The sequence below is a fragment of the Mycobacterium kyorinense genome, from assembly GCF_002101735.1.
GTDB lineage: Bacteria > Actinomycetota > Actinomycetes > Mycobacteriales > Mycobacteriaceae > Mycobacterium > Mycobacterium kyorinense.
The window spans coordinates 1-14,703 of the sequence record NZ_LQPE01000113.1 but is presented as its reverse complement, the minus strand read 5'-3'; the positions used below and the strand labels follow the sequence as shown (position 1 = coordinate 14,703).

10 protein-coding genes, 1 tRNA gene and 1 pseudogene are annotated in these 14,703 nt (G+C 67.0%); 4 read left to right on the top strand and 8 right to left on the bottom strand.

The genetic code is table 11. The annotated features are described in order from the left end of the window. Positions 1-11 precede the first annotated feature (11 nt). From AWC14_RS13680 to AWC14_RS13660, 4 genes are all read left to right on the top strand, one after another. Positions 12-968, top strand: a complete 957-nt coding sequence (locus AWC14_RS13680) for a metallophosphoesterase (protein WP_045385194.1) — start codon at positions 12-14, stop codon at positions 966-968. Next, positions 965-2,071: an L-cysteine desulfhydrase Cds1 gene (cds1, locus tag AWC14_RS13675; protein ID WP_045385197.1), complete on the top strand. Its 1,107-nt coding sequence runs from the start codon at positions 965-967 to the stop codon at positions 2,069-2,071. The genes AWC14_RS13680 and cds1 overlap by 4 nt, the downstream gene beginning before the upstream one ends. Positions 2,072-2,327: 256 nt before the next feature. Then, positions 2,328-2,401, top strand: a tRNA-Pro gene (locus tag AWC14_RS13665). Positions 2,402-2,476: 75 nt separating this feature from the next. Continuing rightward, positions 2,477-4,270: a thiamine pyrophosphate-requiring protein gene (locus AWC14_RS13660; RefSeq protein ID WP_045385199.1), complete on the top strand. Its 1,794-nt coding sequence runs from the start codon at positions 2,477-2,479 to the stop codon at positions 4,268-4,270. Here AWC14_RS13660 and AWC14_RS13655 read toward each other — a convergent pair. The 8 genes and pseudogenes from AWC14_RS13655 to gnd all read right to left on the bottom strand — a co-directional run. After that, positions 4,271-5,727 (bottom strand): annotated as a pseudogene (locus tag AWC14_RS13655) (HNH endonuclease signature motif containing protein). Between the two features lie 21 nt (positions 5,728-5,748). Next, positions 5,749-7,539 (bottom strand): glycoside hydrolase family 15 protein, encoded by a 1,791-nt coding sequence (locus AWC14_RS13650; protein WP_045385202.1) that lies wholly within the window; start codon positions 7,537-7,539, stop codon positions 5,749-5,751. After that, on the bottom strand, positions 7,539-8,585 hold the full coding sequence (locus tag AWC14_RS13645; protein ID WP_045385204.1) for a glucose 1-dehydrogenase: 1,047 nt from the start codon (positions 8,583-8,585) through the stop codon (positions 7,539-7,541). The genes AWC14_RS13650 and AWC14_RS13645 overlap by 1 nt, the downstream gene beginning before the upstream one ends. Positions 8,586-8,613: 28 nt before the next feature. Further along, entirely contained in the window at positions 8,614-9,147 is a 534-nt protein-coding gene (locus tag AWC14_RS13640; RefSeq protein ID WP_045385206.1) for a ribose-5-phosphate isomerase A, read from the bottom strand. Next, the gene (gene pgi, locus AWC14_RS13635) at positions 9,144-10,775 is read right to left on the bottom strand and encodes a glucose-6-phosphate isomerase (protein WP_045385208.1); all 1,632 of its coding nucleotides are present in this window, start codon (positions 10,773-10,775) and stop codon (positions 9,144-9,146) included. The genes AWC14_RS13640 and pgi overlap by 4 nt, the downstream gene beginning before the upstream one ends. A gap of 22 nt (positions 10,776-10,797) precedes the next feature. Then, positions 10,798-11,871, bottom strand: coding sequence for a transaldolase (gene tal, locus AWC14_RS13630; RefSeq protein WP_045385211.1), 1,074 nt, complete (start codon positions 11,869-11,871; stop codon positions 10,798-10,800). Then, positions 11,868-13,943, bottom strand: coding sequence for a transketolase (gene tkt, locus AWC14_RS13625; RefSeq protein WP_081968372.1), 2,076 nt, complete (start codon positions 13,941-13,943; stop codon positions 11,868-11,870). The genes tal and tkt overlap by 4 nt, the downstream gene beginning before the upstream one ends. Before the next feature lie 79 nt (positions 13,944-14,022). Continuing rightward, positions 14,023-14,703: phosphogluconate dehydrogenase (NAD(+)-dependent, decarboxylating) (gnd, locus tag AWC14_RS13620; protein WP_085241299.1), on the bottom strand; the 681-nt coding region annotated here is incomplete at its 5' end.

Genomic DNA, 14,703 nt, shown 5'->3' with positions numbered 1-14,703 from the left:
AGCATGCCTGCATGCCCGCATCCGCAGTTCTGAAGACCGCCGGCGCCGTCGCGCTCGGCTCGGCCGTCGCCGGCATCGGTTACGCCTCGATCATCGAGCGCAACGCGTTCGTGGTGCGAGAGCTGACCATGCCGGTCTTGACCCCGGGCTCGTCGCCGTTGCGGGTGCTGCACATCAGCGACATCCACATGCGGCCGGGCCAGCGTCGCAAGCAGGCATGGCTGCGGGAACTGGCCGGCTGGGAGCCCGATCTGGTGGTCAACACCGGCGACAACCTGGCCCACCCGAAGGCGGTGCCCGCGGTGGTGCAGACCCTAGGCGACCTGCTGTCGCTGCCGGGTGTTTTCGTCTTCGGCAGCAACGACTACTTCGGCCCGCGGCTGAAGAACCCGATGAACTACCTGACCAATCCCGGGCACCGGGTGCACGGGCAGCCGCTGCCCTGGCAGGATCTGCGCGCGGCGTTCACCGAGCGCGGCTGGCTGGATCTGACCCACAACCGCCGCGAGTTCGAGGTGGCGGGTCTGCACATCGCCGCGGCCGGCGTCGACGACCCGCACATCGCCCGCGACCGCTACGAGACGATCGCCGGCCCCGCCAGCCCCGCCGCCAACCTGCGGCTGGGGCTGACCCACTCGCCCGAGCCGCGGGTGCTGGACCGCTTCGCCGCCGACGGCTACCAGCTGGTGCTGGCCGGACACACCCACGGCGGTCAGCTGTGCCTGCCGTTCTACGGTGCGCTGGTGACGAATTCGGGCCTGGACCGCTCGCGGGCCAAGGGCGCGTCGCGCTGGGGCACCACGATGCGGCTGCACGTCTCGGCGGGGATCGGCACGTCGCCGTTCGCGCCGGTGCGGTTCTGCTGCCGACCGGAGGCGACGCTGCTGACGCTGATCGCGGCGCCGACCGGCGGCCGCGATTCGCACCGCGACCGGGGGCGCTCGCAGCCGACATATTCGGTGCATTGAGCGACGGCGCTCGGGTCGCTGATCGCGGCAGGCCGCGCGGCTGGACAGACAACGCGATCCGGCTGATCGAGGCCGACGCCCGTCGCAGCGCCGACACTCATCTATTGCGCTACCCGCTGCCCTCGGCGTGGAGCGCCAACGCCGGCGTCGAGCTCTATCTCAAGGACGAGACGACGCACATCACCGGCAGCCTCAAGCATCGGCTGGCCCGCTCGCTGTTCCTCTACGCGCTGTGCAACGGCTGGATCGGCGAGGACACCACGGTGGTCGAGGCGTCGTCGGGGTCGACGGCGGTTTCGGAGGCCTACTTCGCCGCGCTGCTGGGCCTGCCGTTTGTCGCGGTGATGCCCGCGTCGACCAGCGCAGCCAAGGTCGCACTGATCGAATCACAAGGCGGGCGTTGCCATTTCGTGCAGCATTCGGGTGACGTGTACGCCGAGGCGGAGCGGGTGGCCCGCGAGACCGGCGGGCATTACCTGGATCAGTTCACCAACGCCGAGCGGGCCACCGACTGGCGGGGCAACAACAACATCGCCGAGTCGATCTATGTGCAGATGCGCGACGAGAGACACCCGATACCGGACTGGATCGTCGTCGGGGCGGGCACCGGGGGCACCAGCGCGACAATCGGCCGCTACATCCGCTACCGGCGGCACGCCACCCGGTTGTGTGTGGTCGATCCGGAGAACTCGGCGTTTTTCGCGGCCTACGCCGAGCGCCGCAACGACGTCGTCGTCGACGCGTCGTCGCGCATCGAAGGAATCGGCCGGCCACGAGTGGAGCCCTCGTTTCTGCCCGATGTGGTCGACCGGATGGTCGCGGTGCCCGACGCCGCGTCGATTGCGGCCGCCCGTCATGCCAGCGCGGTCCTGGGACGTCGGGTCGGCGCGTCGACCGGCACGAATCTATGGGGAGCGTTCGGCCTGATCGCCGAGATGGTTGCCGAGGGACGCAGCGGGTCGGTGGTCACGCTGCTCGCCGACAGCGGCGACCGCTACGCCGACACCTACTTCTGCGACGAGTGGGTCAAGGCCCACGGGCTGGATCCAGCCCCGTCGGCCGCGGCGCTGGCCGAGTTCGAACGCTCGTGCAGCTGGGCGTGATCCCACGCGTCCTGCGCTTCGTTGGCCGGGGCGGTCACCAGTAGCCACAGCACACCGAGGACCAGGAGTCCGCCGAACACCACGGCACCTAGGACCGTCATGATTGTCTCGCTTCCGTTGCCGACTTCGGTGCATATAAACCGTACTGACACCCGGGGCTATTCCGCTGCACACTGTGAGGCACCTCGCAGCGCCGGCGTTGCACTGCGCTTTGGCGGCCCGACGGGTCGGTGCGATACGCTGTCGTGGCTTCACGCGGGGTGTGGCGCAGCTTGGTAGCGCGCTTCGTTCGGGACGAAGAGGTCGTGGGTTCAAATCCCGCCACCCCGACTCATTTGTCTAAGGCCGTCGCCGCGTGGGTAACCACCTTCCTGTTATCAGCTCCCAGACAGGAAGAGGTGTGCGATGGGAGGCGCTCTGGTTGCCGACTTCGTGTTGGAACGGCTGCGCGATTGGGAGATCGAGAAGGTTTTCGCCTACGCCGGTGACGGCATCAACGGTCTGCTGGCAGCCTGGGGGCGCGCCGACAACAAGCCGAAGTTCGTGCAGGCCCGCCACGAAGAGATGGCCGCGTTCGAGGCGGTCGGCTACGCGAAATTCTCTGGCCAGCTCGGGGTGTGCGCGGCGACTTCGGGACCGGGCGCGATCCACCTGCTCAATGGCCTCTACGACGCCAAACTCGACCGGGTCCCGGTGCTGGCGATCGTCGGGCAGACCAACCGCAGCGCGATGGGCGGCTCTTACCAGCAAGAAGTCGACCTGATGAGCCTCTTCAAGGACGTCGCCAGCGAGTACATCCAGATGGTGACGGTGCCCGAGCAGCTGCCCAATGTGCTCGACCGCGCGATCCGCACTGCGCTGACCAGACGCACGGTGACGGCCGTCATCATCCCGGCCGACGTGCAGGAGCTCGAATATTCGCCGCCGGGCCACGAATTCAAGATGGTGCCGTCGAGTCTGGGCTTCGAGTGGCCCGAGGTCGCTGCCTCCAAGGCGGGCTTGCAGAAGGCCGCCGAGGTGCTCAACGCCGGCGAGCGTGTCGCCATGCTGGTCGGCTGCGGGGCGAAGGGAGCGGTCAAGGAGGTCACGGAGATCGCCGATCTGCTGGGTGCGGGCGTCGCCAAGCCGCTGCTGGGCAAGGACGTACTCTCCGACGAACTGCCGTGGGTGACCGGTTCGATCGGCTTGCTCGGCACCCGTCCCAGCTACGAGTTGATGCGTGACTGCGACACGCTTCTCACGGTCGGCTCCAGTTTCCCCTACACGCAGTTCCTGCCCGGGTTCGGCGACGCCCGCGGGGTGCAGATCGACATCGACCCGGCGTTGATCGGCATGCGCTACCCCAACGAGGTCAACCTCGTGGGTGATGCCGCTGCGACGCTGCGGGAGCTGATTCCGTTGATTCAGCGCAAGTCCGACCGGTCCTGGCGGGAGAAGATCGAGAAGAACGTGCAGCGCTGGTGGGAAACCATGGAAATGGAAGCCAACGTGTCCGCCGATCCGATCAACCCGATGCGGCTGTTCGCGGAGTTGTCTCCCAAGCTGCCGGACAACGCGATAATCACTGCCGATTCCGGGTCGGCGGCGAATTGGTATGCGCGCCAACTGAAATTCCGCGGCAGCATGCGCGGTTCACTGTCAGGAAACCTGGCCACGATGGGTCCCGGTGTGCCGTACGGCATCGGCGGGAAGTTCGCCAACCCGGACCGCCCGGTGATCGTGTTCGCCGGTGACGGCGCCATGCAGATGAACGGGATGGCCGAGCTGATCACGATCGCGCATTACTGGGAGGAGTGGACCGACCCCCGGCTGGTCGTCGCGGTGCTGCACAACAACGACCTCAACCAGGTGACGTGGGAGATGCGGGCGATGGCCGGTGCGCCGAAATTCCCTGAGTCGCAAACACTTCCGAGTGTGGACTACGCGGGTTTCGCGGCCGGCCTGGGCCTGGGCTCGGCGACGCTGACCGATCCGGAGCAGATCGGCTCCGCGTGGGATCGGGCGCTGGCCGCCGATCGCCCGACGGTGCTCGACGTGCACTGCGACCCCAACATCCCGCCGGTGCCCCCGCACGCGACCTTCGACCAGATGAAGGCCGCCGCGACCTCAGTGCTCAAGGGCGACGAGGACGCGTTCGGCATCCTCAGAGAGGGCATCAAAGTCAAAGCGCAGGAGTTCATTCCGCGCCGCCGCAAATAGCTAGAAGGGCGGAAGGTCGTTGCAGGCCGCGACGCGCTCGGCCTGGCAGGCCGCTTCGGCGGCGAGGCGGGCCTCGTTGATGCCGCGCTCGTAGGCGATGCGCGCTGCGCGGTCCTGGGCCCGAGTTCGTCGTCGGGTCGGCATCATCAGTTCGCGGTGCTCGGATGCAGGTGGCACCGAGGTCGGCAGCGCCAATTCGCCGGTCGGAACGGCCAGAGCCGGGAAGAGCACGGCACCACCGGGTTTCGTGGTGTACGTATGGCGGTCGGCGCTGTCCAGATCACCGTGCCGTCGCTTAGTTGCTGATCAGCCCAGCCGGTGTAGAACGTCTTCAAAAGATGGTGGTAACGACACAGCAGCTTGAGATTCGACGGGTGCGTGGGGCCGAACGGGAACGGAACCGTGTGGTCGATGTCGCACACCTCGGCCGGCTGATCGCATCCTGGAAACCGGCATGTCAAATCCCGCAGCCGCACGAATTCCGCCAGCGCCGCCGACGGCCGATACGCGGGCGCTGCATCGGCCGAAGGTGTCGTGAGCGGTTTGAGCTTTGCCGTGCCGGCGAGGTCGCGCAACGTGGTTGCCGGCAGCGGCCCGAACCCGGGCAGATAGCCCGGCGCCTCAGAGTTGCCACCGACGGTAGCCGGCTCTGCCAGCACATGGATGACCACGTCGGTGGCCGGCCGCCGTTGTGCGGCAGGGCATTCCGGTGAGCCGCACTCACAACGCATGGTCTCCAGGCCGGCAACCAATGCACCGAGCGCGTCGGCGCGACGTTGCGCCTTGGTCCGCGGATCCGCTGCGCAAACTGTGGCTGCCAACGAATCGAGCTTCTGGTCCAGCGCGGCGCCGTCGTGGGCGTGTAGTTGCGCCCACACCCCGGCCAGGCCGGACTCGAGCGGCCAGACTTCGACATAGCGATCCTCATTGCGCTGGCCCGGCAACTTTTGGCCGGCCGGGTCAAACCGTGCCACCCACATGTCGATCCGCTCAATGAGTTTGGGCTCGGATAACCGCATCCACTTGTGCCCATGCCGGGCGATCGCGGCATCCAGCTTGGCGACCAGCACGGGATCGTCGACCAACTCCGTACGACGCACCACGGCGGCCATCAACCGAAAGTCGATGTCGCCCCGCGCGAAGACTTCGGCGACCCGGGGCAGCCGCTCCCGCAAGTCGATCGCATAGCGCAGCCGCCCGCGGGCTCGTCCCCGGCTGATGCCCAACGCCGCGGCCACCTCGGCAATCACGTTCTCGTACCCGTCGATGGCCCAGTTGATCCGGTCGGTGTCGTCATCGGGCGCCCGGCGCGCATACAGCTCACCGATTGCCGCCAACTCGCGGGCGCACATCGCGTTCTGGTTGCGCGCCGCGGCCGTGAGGGCATCGATCACACCGGCGTCGTCCACCCCGGCAAAAAAGCCCGCGGCCTGCGCTGATGGATCGGTATCGAACATACTTTCGATACTACACCGGCCCTACGACAAGACCCCCCGCGTCTGAACCGACGTCCCGCCGAGCTGCCTGGCGGTGTTGACCAACCCCACCATGCTGAAGGCCTGCGGCGTGTTACCCACCAGCCGCTGCGCCTGGGTGTCGTACTCCTCGCTGAGCAACCCGACGTCGTTGCGCAGATCCAGCATCCGCTCGAACAATTCCCGGGCCTCGTCGCGGCGCCCGATTCCGTGCAGCGCGTCGGCCAGCCAGAACGTGCACGCCAGGAAGGTGCCCTCCGTGCCGGGCAGCCCGTCGACGCCGCCGTCGGCGTCGGGCCGATAGCGCAGCACAAAGCCGTTGCTGGTCAGCTCCCGCTGGACGGCCTCGACGGTGCCGACGACGCGCGGGTCGTCCCACGGCAGGAATCCGACCCGCGGCATCAGCAACAGTGCGGCGTCGAGGCCCTGCGAACCGTAGAACTGGGTAAAGGTCTGGCGATCGGCGTCGTAGCCGTGTTCGCAGACGTCGGCATGAATCCGGTCACGCAAGTCGCGCCACTTGTCCAGCGGCCCGTCGAGACCCTGCGTTTCCACGGTGTGCACGGCGCGGTCGACACCGGCCCACGCCATCACCTTCGAGTGCACGAAATGCCTTCGGGGGCCGCGTACTTCCCACAGGCTGGAATCCGGCTGATCCCAAATCCCTTCCAGGAAGTCGAGCAACGCCCGCTGGATGTCCCACGCGGTGTCCACCGCCTGCATGCCGGTCTCGCGGGCCAGGTGCAGGCCGTCGAGCACCTCACCCCACACGTCGAGCTGGAACTGTCCGGCGGCGTCGTTGCCGATGCGCACCGGCGCCGAATTCTCGTACCCAGACAGCCAATCCAGCGTCAGCTCCGGAATCCGTCGTGCGCCGTCGACGCTGTACATGATTTGCAGCTTCGCCGGATCGCCGGCCACCGCACGCACCAGCCAGTCTCGCCACGCCCGCGCCTCATCGATGTAGCCAGTGCCCAGTAGCGCTTGCAACGTGAAGGTGGCATCGCGCAACCAGCAGTAGCGATAGTCCCAATTACGCATGCCGCCAAGCGATTCCGGCAGCGACGTGGTTGCCGCGGCGGTGATTCCGCCCGTCGGGTCGTAGGTGAGCGCTTTCAGCGTGATCAACGCGCGCCGCACTGCGTCTTCCCAGGGTCCACGATAGGTGCATTGGCCGATCCAGTCCGTCCAGAACTTCTCGGTGTCGCGCAGCGCGCGGTCGGCTTGCGCCCGGACCGCGTCTGGGCGGTGCGACGGCACGTGCGTGAGCACGAACGGGACCTTTTCGCCTGCGGCGACGTCGAATTCGGCGACCGTCGACATGTGCTCGCCGTGCAGGTCGACGGGTGTGGTCAGGCACAGCGTGTCCGGGCCGGCGATGGCGACCAAGCCCTCGTCGCTGCGGCGAATCCAGGGCACCACGCTGCCGTAGTCGAATCGGATCACCAGGTCCATGCGCACCCGCACCCGCCCGGACAGTCCTTCGACAACCCGGACCAGGTCGGCCGCTTCACCGCGCGGCGGCATGAAATCGGTGACCCGCACCGACCCGTCGTCGGTGTCCCACTCGGTGTCCATGATCAGCGTGTCGCCGCGATAGCCGCGCCGGGTGCACGGGCCGCCGGCGGCCGGAGCCAGCCGCCAGTGGCCGGCGGACTCGTCGTGCAGCAGCGCAGCGAAACAGGAGCCGGAGTCGAAGCGTGGCAGGCACAGCCAGTCGATGCTGCCGTCGCGTCCCACGAGCGCCGCGGTGTGCAGGTCGCCGAGCAGCGCGTAATCCTCTATTCGCGCCATCAGAGTTCGATGATGACTTTGACGTCGCCCTCGGCGGGCCGGAACGCGTCGGCCGCCTTCTCCAGCGGAACCCGCCGGGTGATCAGGCCGTCGAGCCAGTTGTTGTCGGCGCGGGCCAGCACCTCGGCGCCCTGCTTGTAGTGGCGCAGGTTGGCGTTGACGGAGCCGACGACGACATCGTTCTCCAGCACGATGTCGCGGTTCACCAGGCCGGCGTCGACGTCGATGCTGTGGCCGCCCGACGAGACACCGGTCAGGCAGGTGATGCCGTAGGTGTCGGTGTTCATCAAAGCGCCGAACACGACGCTGCCCACCCCGGTGGCTTCGATGACGATGTCGGGCCGCAACTTCTTGGCCACCGATTCGATGTCGTCGTGGTGGTACGTGGCACCCAGTGATTCCACCAGATGCGGCTTGGGGCCGTCGGTAACCCGGTCCAGCACATGGGTGTCCAGCCCGCGCTGCGCTCCGATCAGCGCCGCCAGCAAGCCGATTGGCCCGGCGCCGGTGACCAGCGCGCGTTTGGGTTCGAACCAGCCGCGGGCGCCGATCCGCTCGACCTGTTCCCAGGCCTTGCACACCACCGTGGTGGGCTCGAGCAGCATGCCGACGCGTTCCAGCGACGGGTCGAGCCGCACCGCGTAATCGGTTTCCACACACCAGGCTTGGCTGCCGTATCCGTCGAGTTCTTTGATGCCGCGTTCGCGGTAGCGCCCGTTGCGGCACATGTCGAATTCGCCGTGGGCACACGCCCCACACGGTTCCGGGTCGGGGCGGCGCACCACGCCGACCACCAGATCACCGTCGCTGAACGTGCCCGACGACGGCGCCTGCCGCACCCGCCCGAGCGATTCGTGACCGAGAACCAGGCGCGACGAGCCGGGCGGGGCCCAGCCGTATTCGCCGGACACGATCTCCTTGTCGGTGCCGCACACCCCCATCGCCACACCGTCGACCAGCATTTCGCCGTCGCCCGGGGTGGGGTCGGGCACGTCGGACACCCTCAACGAGCCTTTGTGGCCAGGCTCTACCGTCAGCGCGCGCATACCAACTCCGTACCCATCCCCACTTATATCAACTCCCTACCTTTCCCAACTGGCCAGTGCGTCCCGAACGCATGCCGGGCCTGGTGAGTTCGAAGTCAATCGAGTCGACCGACTTATCCCGCCCCACCAACGCCGACGTCACCATCTCCGGCGGAAACAGGCCATGCTCGACCACACCGGGCGTGGCGGCCAACCAGCTGGCCAAAGCGGCAGGGTCCGCGACGGGTCCGCGGTAGTCGGCGATCACGCCGCCGTCGGGACTCGGCGGTGCATTGCGCAACGAGACCGGCGCGACTCGGCGCAGCGTGGCGCCGAGCCCGAACCTGAACAGCTCGAGGGGGATCGGGCCATGCAGCTCGTTGACCACCTTCAGGCCCAACTCGCAGGTCGCCTGCGCGGTGCGCGACGACGTAGCGACACAACGAATGTCGAGCGAACGACGGGCCAGGGCCGGCAGTAAGAACGCCACGGTCGAGCCGGTGCCGAGCCCGACGGTCATGCCGTCTTCGACGAGATCGGCTGCCGCTTCCGCCGCGAACTGCTTCTCTTGCTCAATGCTCATGGGCGTGCCTTCAGCGCGCGGTAGTGGCGAATGAGCGCGTTGGTCGATGAGTCGTGACCGAGTTCGGGCTCGGTGGCGCTCTTTAACTCGGGAATGATCGCCAGCGCCAGCTGCTTGCCCAGCTCGACGCCCCATTGGTCGAACGAGTCGATACCCCAGATGGTCCCTTGGGTGAACACGCTGTGCTCGTACAGGGCGACCAGCGCACCGAGGGCGTGCGGGGTCAGCTTCTCCGCCAGCAGGACGTTGGTGGGGCGGTTGCCCTGCATGACCCGGTGCGGCACCACCGCATCGGGGGTCCCTTCCGCGCGGACCTCCTGTTCGGTTTTGCCGAAGGCGAGCGCCTGCGCCTGGGCGAAGACGTTGGACGACAAGATGTCGTGATGGTCCCGCAGCGGGTTGAGACTTTTACCGAAACCGATCAAGTCGATCGGTATCAGTGCGGTTCCCTGATGGATCAACTGGTAGAAGCTGTGCTGGCCGTTGGTGCCGGGCTCGCCCCAGTACACCGGGCCGGTCTGATAGTCCACGACCGCGCCGTCAACGGTGACGTGTTTGCCGTTGGATTCCATTGTCAGTTGCTGCAGGTAGGCGGGAAACCGCTTGAGGTATTGGTCGTAGGGCATCACGCCGATCGACTGGGCCCCAAAGAAATTCACGTACCACACCGCGAGCAGACCCATCAGCATCGGGAGGTTCTTCTCCGGCGGGGCGGTGCGGAAGTGCTCGTCCATCGCGTGAAAGCCGGCAAGCAAATCGCCGAACCCTTCCAGACCGAGGGCGACCATCGTCGACAAGCCGATCGCAGAGTCCATCGAGTACCTCCCGCCGACCCAATCCCAGAAGCCGAACATGTTTGCGGTATCGATACCGAATTCAGCTACCCGATCGGCGTTGGTCGAGACGGCCACGAAATGCTTTGCGACCGCATAGTCGCCAAGCTGGCCGATTACCCAGTCGCGGGCCGAGGTGGCATTGGTCAGTGTCTCGAGGGTGCCGAAAGTCTTCGACGACACGATGAAAAGCGTTTCCTCGGCCGCCAGGTCCCTGGTCGCCTCCACGAAGTCGGTGGAATCGACATTGGAGACGAAGCGGAACGTCAGATTGCGGTCGGTGTAGTGGCGCAGCGCCTCGTAGGCCATCACCGGTCCCAGGTCGGATCCGCCGATGCCGATATTGACGATGTTGCGGATCGGTTTGCCGGTGTGCCCGGTCCAGGCACCCGAACGGATTTTGATGGCGAAATCGGCCATCCGGTCGAGGACCTCGTGCACCTCGGCCATCACATCGATCCCGTCGACCATCAGCGATGTGCCTTTTGGCATCCGCAACGCCACGTGCAGCACCGAGCGGTTCTCCGACACGTTGATCCGCTCCCCGGCGAACATCATGTCGCGGCGCCGCTCGAGCTCAGACTCCCGTGCCAGCTGCATCAGCAGACTCAGCGTCTCCTCGGTGATGCGGTTTTTGGAGTAGTCGAGGTAGATCCCCGCGGCCTCGGCGCAGAACCGCTCGCCGCGGGTGGCGTCCTCGGCGAAGAGTTCGCGCAGATGGCGACGCTCCATCTTGGAATAGTGCCGGGCAAGGGCCTCGTAGGCCGGGCGCTCGCACAGGGGCGGAATCGACATGATTCGTCTCCTCTCTATTTGCTTAGGCGACCGCCGACGTCTGCGTCTCGATGCGGCCCATCAACTCGTTCCAGGCATCGACGAACGACGTGGCCCCGTCGCGCTGCAGCTGGGCTGCGATCTTGCCCAGGTCGACGCCCGCGTCGGTGAACCGCGCGAGCAGCGCATCGACGTCGCCGCCGTCGGCCGGCAGCGGATCGCCCACCTCGCCGTGATCGAAGAACGCCTCGAGGGTGGCGTCGGGCATGGTGTTGACGGTGAACGGAGCGGCCAGCCCGTGCACGTACAGGGTGTCGGGGGCGGCCGGATGCTTGGTGCTCGTGCTGGCCCACAGCAGCCGCTGCATTCGGGCCCCGACGTTCTCCAGCCGCTGGAACCGGTCGGAGTCCATCAGTCCCCGGTAGGCGCGATAGACGTCGAGCCCCACCGCCAACGCGAGCTTGTCCTGCAGTTCCGCCGGCACCTGCTTGGCCACCGCCTTGTCCCAGCGCGACATGAAGACAGACGCGACCGAGCCGACAACCGGATTGAGACCGTTGGCGATCCGCCGCTCGATGCCTTTCAGGTACGCATCCGCCGCGGCCAGGTACTGATCGGCGGAGAACAGCAGCGTGACGTTCACCGGGATGCCGGCCGCGATCGCCTCGGTGATGGCCGGCAGGCCCTCGACGGTGCCGGGGATCTTGATAAACAAATTGGACCGCCCTGCCTGTTGGTGCAGGGTCTTGGCCGCCTCCACGGTGCGCGCGGTGTCGTAGGCGAGCAAAGGGGAGACCTCAAGGGACACCCACCCGTCGACCCCGTCCGTCCGCTCGTGGAGGGGCAGGAAGAGGTCGGCGGCGCGGCGCAAATCCTCGATGGCCAGATCGAAGAACAGGTCCTCGGGCGAAAGCCCGTGGCCTGACTTGGACCGGATGGCGTCGTCGTAGTCGCCCGATCCGATGGCCTTGTCGTAGATCGACGGGTTGGAGGTCAGCCCCGTCACCGAGTACGAGTCAATGTAGTGCTGGATGATGCCGTCGTCGAGCATGCTGCGGGTGATGTTGTCAAGCCAAAGGCTCTGTCCATGCTGATGCAGGGTCTCCGTGGCTTTCACTGTTTCTCCTTCCGTAGGCCGGCCAGGCAATCCCGGGCGCGCTCGGCGACTCGCTCCGGCGTGAAGCCGAACTTGTCGACCAGTTGTTTCAGCGGCGCCGACGCGCCGAAGGTGTGCATGCCGATCACCGCGCCGCCGTCACCGACGTAGCGGTCCCAGCCCAGGGTCGACGCCTGCTCCACCGCAACACGTGCCCGCACCGATGGCGGGAGCACCTCGTCGCGGTACTGCTGCGGCTGGCGGTCGAAGAGCTCCCAGCAGGGCATGCTCACCACGCGCGTGCCGACACCGTCGGCCTGTAACTCCTCCCGGGCGGCCAGCGCCAGGTGCACCTCCGAACCGGTCGCCAGCAGGATGACGTCCGGTGTCGCGCTGTCGGCCTCGGCCAGCACGTAAGCGCCTTTGGCCACTCCGACCGCGGGCGCGAACGTGCTCCGGTCCAGTGTGGGCAGCGCCTGACGGGAGAGAATCAGCGCGGCGGGCTCGTGCCGCAGCGCGGTCACGATGCGCCAGGTCTCGACGACCTCGTTCGCGTCGGCCGGGCGGAACACCAGCAGGCCCGGTATGGCCCGCAGCGAGATCAGCTGCTCCACCGGCTGGTGGGTGGGTCCGTCTTCTCCGACGCCGATGGAGTCGTGGGTCAGAATGTGCAGGACCGGGATGTCCATCAGCGCCGAGAGCCGAATGGCGCCGCGAGCGTAGTCGGAGAAGATCAAGAAACCGGACCAGTACGGGCGCAGCTTAGTGAGCGCCATGCCGTTGGCGATCGCCGCGGCCGCGTGCTCGCGCACTCCGAAGTGCAGGTTCCGGCCCCGCTGGCCGGCCTGGAAGTCGCCGGCGCCGTCGAATGTGAGCCTGGTTTTGGTGGACGGGGACAAGTCCGCTGAACCGCCGACCAACCACGGGACAGCCTGCGCCACGGCGTTGAGCAGCTGCCCGGACGACTCGCGGGTGGCCATGCCCTTGGCGTCGGGTGCGAACGTGGGCAGCGCTTTGTCCCAACCGTCGGGCAACTCACGCCGCTGGATGCGCTCGATCTCGTCAGCCAGATCGGGAAACGCCGTGCGGTAGCGCTCGAACATCGCCTCCCACGCCTCGCGGGCCGCCTTACCGCGTGCACCGATTCCCGCGGCGAAGCTGTCGTAGACGTCGTCGGGGAAGTAGAAGTCTTCGTCTTCGGGCAGGCCGAAGAACCGCTTGGTCGCCCGGACACCTTCGACCCCGAACGGGCTGCCGTGTGCCTTGGGTGTGTCCTCGACGGGCGAGCCGTACCCGATGTGGCTGTGCACAACGATCAGCGTCGGCCGCGCGCCCTCGGCCTTGAACGTGTGCAACGCCCGTTCGATCGAGTCGGTGTCGTTGGCGTCGGCGACCGAGGTCACATTCCAGCCGTAGCCGATGAAGCGGGCCGCCACGTCCTCGGTGAACGCGATGTCGGTATGGCCCTCGATGGTCACCCGGTTGGAGTCGTAGATCCAGCACAGGTTCGCCAGCCCCAGGTGACCCGCCAGGGAGGCGGCCTCGGCGGAGACACCTTCCATCATGCAGCCGTCCCCGGCCAGGGCGTAAACGTCGAAGTCGAACAAGGTCATCTCGTCGCGGTTGTAGCGCTCGGCCAGCCAGCGTCCGGCGATCGCCATGCCCACCGAGGTGGCGACCCCTTGGCCCAACGGCCCGGTGGTCGTCTCCACGCCGGAAGTCCAGCGGTACTCGGGATGGCCCGGGCAGCGCGAGTCGAGCTGCCGAAAGGTCTTGAGGTCATCGAGAGTCACCGCGGGCCGGCCGACTATCTCGTAGTCGGGGTCCACGGCCTGGACGCCGCTCAGATGCAACAACGACCACAACAGGGCGGACGCGTGGCCCTCCGATAGCACGAAACGGTCCCGGTTGGGCCAGATCGGGTCGGCGGGATCGAAGCGCAGGAAGCGCTGCCACAGCGTGTAGGCGACGGGCGCCACTCCCATCGGTGTTCCCGGGTGGCCGGAGTTCGCGCGCTGGATCGCGTCCATGCACAGCGCACGGATCGTGTTGATCGCGACGGTGTCGGCGTCGAGTTGTGTCGTGGTGGTCACTTCAGCTCCTGTTAACGAGGATGGGTAGGAACGAAGACGCCAGCCGCTTCTTTGCGGTGAAAAGCGCGGGCGTCAGCCGCTAGCCGGCCTTCTCGTCGTGGCCGCCGAACTGCTTGCGCATCGCCGAGAGCGCCTTGTCGGCAAACTCGTCGAGACGCCGTGAGGCAAACCGCGAATACAGCGCCGACGTCAGCACCGGAGCGGGCACCCCTTCGTCGATTGCCGCGATGCAGGTCCAGCGACCCTCACCGGAATCGGAAACGTGGCCGGCGAATTCCTTGAGGTCGGGCGCTTGGTGCAGCGCGATCGCGGTCAGGTCCAAAAGCCACGATTCGATCACGCTGCCGCGGCGCCAAAGCTCGGTGACCTCTGGGATGTTGATGTTGTACTGGTAGTACTGCGGGCTGGCCAGCGGCGCGGTTTCCGCGTCGCCCTGCCCTTTCTGAATGCGGGTTCCGATGTCGGCGTTGCGCAGAATGTTCAGCCCCTCGGCAAGGGAGGCCATCATCCCGTACTCGATGCCGTTGTGCACCATCTTGACGAAGTGGCCCGACCCGGCCGGTCCGCAGTGCAGATAGCCCTTCTCGCTTTGAGCGACTTCGCCGTCGCGACCCGGTGTGCGTGGCGCCGCGTCCACGCCGGGCGCAACAGTGGCGAAGATCGGCTCGGCGTGGGCGAAGGCGTCGTCGTCGCCGCCGATCATCAGACAATAACCGCGTTCCCGGCCCCACACGCCGCCGCTGGTGCCGCAGTCCAGTAG

Excerpts from the sequence above, each read along its gene's own strand:
- AWC14_RS13680 (WP_045385194.1), top strand. The coding sequence starts at position 12 with ATGCCCGCATCCGCAGTTCTGAAGACCGCCGGCGCCGTCGCGCTCGGC.
- pgi (WP_045385208.1), bottom strand. The coding sequence starts at position 10,775 with ATGTCGATTCCGCCCCTGTGCGAGCGCCCGGCCTACGAGGCCCTTGCC.
- AWC14_RS13660 (WP_045385199.1), top strand. The coding sequence starts at position 2,477 with ATGGGAGGCGCTCTGGTTGCCGACTTCGTGTTGGAACGGCTGCGCGAT.
- AWC14_RS13645 (WP_045385204.1), bottom strand. The coding sequence starts at position 8,585 with ATGCGCGCGCTGACGGTAGAGCCTGGCCACAAAGGCTCGTTGAGGGTG.
- AWC14_RS13650 (WP_045385202.1), bottom strand. The coding sequence starts at position 7,539 with ATGGCGCGAATAGAGGATTACGCGCTGCTCGGCGACCTGCACACCGCG.
- AWC14_RS13640 (WP_045385206.1), bottom strand. The coding sequence starts at position 9,147 with ATGAGCATTGAGCAAGAGAAGCAGTTCGCGGCGGAAGCGGCAGCCGAT.